Genomic DNA, 5265 nt, shown 5'->3' with positions numbered 1-5265 from the left:
CTCCGTGCCCCCCTTCTTCCTCCCCCTCCCCCTCCCCCCCCCCCCCTCCCCCCCTCCCCCCCCCCCCCCCCCCCCCCCCCCCCCCCCTCCCCTCCCTCCCCCCCCCCCCCCCCCCCCCCCCCCCCCCCCCCGCGGCCACCTCCCCGTACGCGCACCGACCCACCAACGGGAACCACCACCACCGCGACAGGAAGCCAGGCCCCATGACCACTGCACCCGCCGCCGCGCCCGTGGCCGCGCCCGCGCCGCCCGCGCCGCCCGCCGCGCTCCCCGCCCTGGACTACTCACGCACCGTGGACCGGCTGCTGGTCCACCGGGACGCCCTGGGAGAGGTCTTCCTGACCGACCTCCAGCCGATCGACGAACAGCGCTACGCGGCGGGCGCCCAGCTGCCCCGCTCGCACGCCTACTACGGGGACCACCTGCTGCGCCCCGGCTGCTACGACCCGCTGCTGCTCCTGGAGGCCTGCCGGCAGGCCACCCTGGCCGGGGCGCACCGCTTCTACGGGGTCCCGTCCGACAACAAGTTCATCCTGACCCACCTGCGGCTGCGCCTGGACCGGCCGCAGATGGTGGTGGTGAGATCGGCGCCGATCGCGCTGGCCCTGCGGGTCACCGTCGTGGACCGCAAGGAGCGCGAGGGCCGGGTCACCGGCCTGGACTACGAGATCGACCTGACGGTGGGCGGCGTGGTGATCGGGCAGGCGGCGGTCGGGCTGCGCTTCAAGACGCCGACCGGCTACCTCACCCTGCGGCTGAACAACCGCGACGGGGTGGCGCTGCCGTCCTCGGCCGCGTACCCGGCGGGCACGCCGGGCACCCCCCTGGCCCCGCACCTGGTCGGGCGGGCCAACCCGGACAACGTGGTCCTGGTGGACACCGTGGCCGCCGGGGACACCGCGCAGGCCCTGCTGCGGATACCGGCGCAGCACGCCAGCCTGTTCGACCACCCCCAGGACCACCTGCCCGGCATGGTCATCGCCGAAGGGGCCCGCCAGCTGGCCCTGTTCGCCGCCCTGGACATCCGGGGGCTGGCCGGCGCGAAGACCCTCGTCACCGAACTGGACGTGGTGTTCACCCGGTTCGGCGAGCTGGAGGACGAGACGGTGCTGACCGCCCGGGCCGGCGGCGGGCCGTCCGACGGCCCCCTCTACACCCTGGGCGGCGTCCTGGAGGCGCCGGAGGCGGACCGGCAGGACGCGGCGCCGCTCCAGCAGGTGCCCGTACGGGTGGAGGCGACCCAGCGGGGCGAGTCCCTGTGCGTCTTCTCCTTCGTCCTGACCCGTCTGACGGCCTGAGGCGGAAGGAGGCCCTGCGGAGATGACGGCTACGACGGCAGTGACGACCGCAGTGACGGCGGCGGTGGCGACGGCGGGCCCCGCGGCGGCGCCGGAGGCGGTGGGGGGCGCGGCGTTCAGCGACGTGGACGAGACCCTGATCCGCATGAAGAGCATGTTCCGCTTCCTTGCCTTCCACCTGCGCCGGCGCGGCGAGCCGCCGGCCACCTACGACCGGCTGGCGGACGGCCTGCGGGCCGCGGCCCGGCGCGGTGAGCCCCGGGAGCAGGTCAACCGGCGCTACTACCGGCTGCTGGCGGGCGAGCCGGTCGGGCTGCTGGAGCGCAGCGGCCGGTCCTGGTTCGCGCACGAGCAGGCGCAGCCCGGCGGCCCGTACGTCCCCGAGGTGGCCCGGGAGCTGCGCGCGCACCGGGCGGCGGGGCGCCCGGTCGTCCTGCTCTCGGGCTCCTTCTTCGCCTGCCTGCAGCCCGTCGCCGAGGACATCGGCGCCGGCCACGCCCTGGGTTCGCGCCCGGTGGTGCGGCGCGGGCTGCTCACCGGCGAGGTGCTGGTCCCGATGATCGGCGCGGCCAAGGGGCGTGCGGTGGAGCTGAGCGCGGCCCTGCGCGGCTTCGACCTCGCCGACTGCTCGGGATACGGCGACCACTCCAGCGACCTGCCGCTGCTCGGCGCGGTGGGACGCCCGGTCGCCGTGGGCGACGACCCCGCACTGGCCGCCCACGCCCGCCGCCACGGCTGGCGGCGGCTGGCGACGGGCGGGAGTGCCTGACCTCGTGGCGGGCCGCGCCCGGCGGCCCGCCCCCTTCCTGGAGAGACCATGAATCGCATCGGAATCCTGGCCACCGGCTCCTATCTGCCGCCCACGGTCGTCGGCAACGAGGAGGTCGCCCGCGGTTCGGGGGTGACCGAGGAGTGGATCGTGCGCAAGACCGGCATCCGCGAGCGGCGCCGGGCGGACGACCGCGACGCCACCTCCGACCTGGCCGCCCGGGCGGCCCGGGCGGCCCTCGAACAGGCGGGCGTGGCCGCGCGGGACGTGGCGTACATCGTGCTGGCCACGTCCACGCCCGACCACCCTCAGCCGGCGACCGCGAGCATCGTGCAGCACCTGATCGGGGCGGAGAACGCCGCGGCCTTCGACATCAACGCCGTGTGCAGCGGCTTCGTGTACGCCACCACGGTGGCGGAGCGGCTGCTGCGGGCCGCGGAACCGGGGCGCCACGCCCTGGTGATCGGCGCGGACATCTACTCCCGGATCCTCGACCACTCCGACCCCAAGACGGCCATCCTGTTCGGGGACGGGGCCGGGGCGGTGCTGCTCGGCACGGTCGCCGCGGACCGGGGCATACGCGAGACGAGCCTGCTCACGCGCGGGGACCAGTACCGGCTGATCAGCGTTCCGGCGGGCGGCAGCCGGATGCCGGCGAACGACCGCACCCTGCGCGAGGGCGCCCACTTCTTCCGGATGGACGGCCGCGGTGTGCGCAGCTTCGTCCAGGACAACCTGCCGGGCGCGCTGCACGACCTGCTGGCGAAGGCGGGGGCGCGTCCCGAGCACATCCGGCACTTCGTCCCGCACCAGGCCAACGCCGTGATGCTGGGCGAGGTCTGGCCGGCCCTCGGGCTGTCCGGAGCCACCATGCACCTGGCGATCGAGCGGTACGGCAACACGGGCTCGGCCTCGGTGCCCGTCACGCTGGACCTCGCGCACCGCGAGGGGCTGTTCGCCGACGGGGACAGCGTCCTGCTGGCCGGGTTCGGCGGCGGGATGACCGTGGGGGCCGTGCTGGCCGACTGGGCTCCCACCGCCTGCGCCCGGCCGCGCACGCAGGAGCTGGCCGCCGCCCGCTGACCCGCCCGCTCCCGCCCACCGCCCCGTTCGAGAAAGGCACTGCCATGCACACGCACACCCTCGACAGCGGGTACGCCTCCGCCTCTTCCTCCGCCGCGCCGGACGAGGAGGCCGCCGTCCGGGCGCTGGTGCGCGCCCGGACGGTCCGGCAGCGGCGGGCGGTGCTGCGGCACTCCGTGGAACGGTCCCTGCACACCAGGCTGTTCGGGGACGGGCCGGTCACGGCCGACGCGTCCCCGAACTGACAGGTTTCTTACGCCAATCGATTGACGCCCATATGTAAGACATCTTATGGTCGTCATGCATCATCTACTACATCGAAACCGCACCCCGTATCTCTCTTATGTTCCCGGTTAGGAGGAGCTCCGTGTCCGACCACCGATCAGGTACCCGCGCGAGCACCGTGGCCACGACCGTGGGGCTGAGCCTGCTGGCGCTGAACCTGCGCCCCGCCATCGGCAGCGTCTCGCCCGTACTCGACGACTTACAGCAGTCCCTCGCGCTCAGCGACTCGGCCATCAGTCTGCTCACCACCCTGCCCGTGCTGTGCCTGGGCGTCTTCGCGGCGGTCTCGCCCGCCCTCTCCCGCCGCATGGGCACCCCCGGCGCCCTGGTCCTCGGCTTCGTCCTCCTGATCGCGGGCATCCTGCTCCGGCTGGACCACGCCGTCTGGGCGATGTTCGTCGGAACCGCCCTGGCCGGCGCGGGCCTGGCCATCGGCAACGTCCTGATGCCGGCGGTCATCAAGAGCGCGTTCCCCGACCGGGTGCGCCTCTACACCGGCATCGGCACCGGCATCCTCAGCGCCGGCGCCGCCCTTTCGGCCGGCTTCGCCGTACCGCTGCGCGACGCCACCGACAGCTGGAGCGGCTCCCTCGCACTGTGGGCCGTCCCCGCCGTCATCGGCCTCGTCGCCTGGCTGCCGCTGCTCAAGGGCTCCAAGCCCGCTGCCGCCGCCGGCCCCGCCCCCGACCAGGGCTCGCTGCTCGGCGACGCCATGGCCTGGCAGGTCACCGGCTACCTGGCGCTGCGCGCCCTGGTGTACTTCACCGCCCTGGGCTGGCTGCCCACCATCCTCGCCGACCTCGGCCACAGCAACTCCTCCTCCGGCGCGCTGCTCTCCCTCGCGATGCTGGTCAGCGTGCCGGGCGCGCTGTTCGCCCCGATCCTCGTCGGGCGTAAGGGCACCGCTCCGATGGTCGTCGCCATCGCGGTGGCCGGCGCGGTGAGCCTGCTGGGCCTCCTCTGGGTCCCGGCCGCGGCCGCCCTGTGGGTCGCCGTCCTCGGTGTCACCCTGGGCGCCGGGCACGCCATGGCCCTGACCTTCATCGGCATGCGCTCCCCCAACCCGCAGACCGCCGCCCAGCTTTCGGGCATGGTGCAGACCATCGGCTACCTCGCCGGTGGCATCGCCGGTCCACTGCTGCTCGGCCTGCTGCACGGCGCCACCGGCGGCTGGACCGTCTCCCTGGTCCTGCTGGCCGCCTTCACCCTCCCCGAGCTGGTCCTCGGCCTGCGCTCCGGCCGCAACCGGGCCGTGCGCCCGCGCCGCCGCGGCGAGTCCGCCACCGCCGTCCCGGCCGCCGCTCCGGTGGCCGCCGCGGCCGCGGCGGCCAAGGCACCCGCCCTGCGCGACTGACCGCCCCACCACCCCCGTTCCGTACGTCCCCACCCCCAGGAGTACTCCGATGTACCACGTCGCCGTCGCCTTCGACGTCCAGCCCGAGCACCGCGAGACGTTCATCGCCGCCGCCCACGCGGACGCCCGCGACTCGGCCGTGGACGAGCCGTTCACCCAGCGGTTCGAACTCGTCGAGGACGAGGTGGACCCCAACCGCTTCTACCTCGACGAGGTCTACGACGACGCCGCCGCCTTCGACCGGCACATGTCCGGCCCGCACTTCGCCAAGTTCTTCGAGCGCATCGACGGCATCGCCCAGGGCCCGACCTGGCTGATCCGCGGCACCCGCGTCGTGGACACCGCCGTCCTGGACACCGCCGCCGTCTGAGCCCCTCCCCCGCGGGGGGGGGGGGGGGGGCCCCCCCGCCCCCGCCCAGCCCCCCCCCCCCCCCCCCCCCCCCCCCCCCCCCAAAGACACCCCCCACGCGCCGCCC

The 5265-nt window shown here is 75.0% G+C and carries 6 protein-coding genes; all 6 read left to right on the top strand.

Annotation, left to right across the window (positions count from 1 at the left end):
• The first annotated feature begins 203 nt into the window (after nt 1-203).
• The 6 genes from AC07A6_RS04455 (at nt 204) to AC07A6_RS04430 (ending at nt 5159) form a co-directional block, all read left to right on the top strand.
• Nucleotides 204-1298: a ScbA/BarX family gamma-butyrolactone biosynthesis protein gene (locus tag AC07A6_RS04455; protein ID WP_478776040.1), complete on the top strand. Its 1095-nt coding sequence runs from the start codon at nt 204-206 to the stop codon at nt 1296-1298.
• Nucleotides 1299-1320: 22 nt separating this feature from the next.
• A complete protein-coding gene (locus tag AC07A6_RS04450; protein WP_478776039.1) occupies nt 1321-2067 on the top strand; it encodes an HAD family hydrolase in 747 nt (248 codons plus the stop codon).
• A gap of 48 nt (nt 2068-2115) precedes the next feature.
• A complete protein-coding gene (locus tag AC07A6_RS04445; protein ID WP_478776038.1) occupies nt 2116-3150 on the top strand; it encodes a 3-oxoacyl-ACP synthase III family protein in 1035 nt (344 codons plus the stop codon).
• 44 nt (nt 3151-3194) lie between these two features.
• Entirely contained in the window at nt 3195-3395 is a 201-nt protein-coding gene (locus AC07A6_RS04440; protein WP_478776037.1) for a hypothetical protein, read from the top strand.
• 122 nt (nt 3396-3517) lie between these two features.
• Nucleotides 3518-4789, top strand: coding sequence for an MFS transporter (locus AC07A6_RS04435; RefSeq protein WP_478776036.1), 1272 nt, complete (start codon nt 3518-3520; stop codon nt 4787-4789).
• A 49-nt stretch (nt 4790-4838) separates the two neighbouring features.
• The gene (locus AC07A6_RS04430) at nt 4839-5159 is read left to right on the top strand and encodes a putative quinol monooxygenase (protein ID WP_478776035.1); all 321 of its coding nucleotides are present in this window, start codon (nt 4839-4841) and stop codon (nt 5157-5159) included.
• The last annotated feature ends 106 nt before the right edge of the window (nt 5160-5265 follow it).

This window comes from Streptomyces sp. NPDC044002 (assembly GCF_056434525.1).
The sequence above is the reverse complement of the archived record's forward strand: the minus strand, read 5'-3'. Positions and strand labels throughout refer to the sequence as shown.

Excerpts from the sequence above, each read along its gene's own strand:
- AC07A6_RS04455 (WP_478776040.1), top strand. The coding sequence starts at position 204 with ATGACCACTGCACCCGCCGCCGCGCCCGTGGCCGCGCCCGCGCCGCCC.
- AC07A6_RS04450 (WP_478776039.1), top strand. The coding sequence starts at position 1,321 with ATGACGGCTACGACGGCAGTGACGACCGCAGTGACGGCGGCGGTGGCG.
- AC07A6_RS04445 (WP_478776038.1), top strand. The coding sequence starts at position 2,116 with ATGAATCGCATCGGAATCCTGGCCACCGGCTCCTATCTGCCGCCCACG.
- AC07A6_RS04440 (WP_478776037.1), top strand. The coding sequence starts at position 3,195 with ATGCACACGCACACCCTCGACAGCGGGTACGCCTCCGCCTCTTCCTCC.
- AC07A6_RS04430 (WP_478776035.1), top strand. The coding sequence starts at position 4,839 with ATGTACCACGTCGCCGTCGCCTTCGACGTCCAGCCCGAGCACCGCGAG.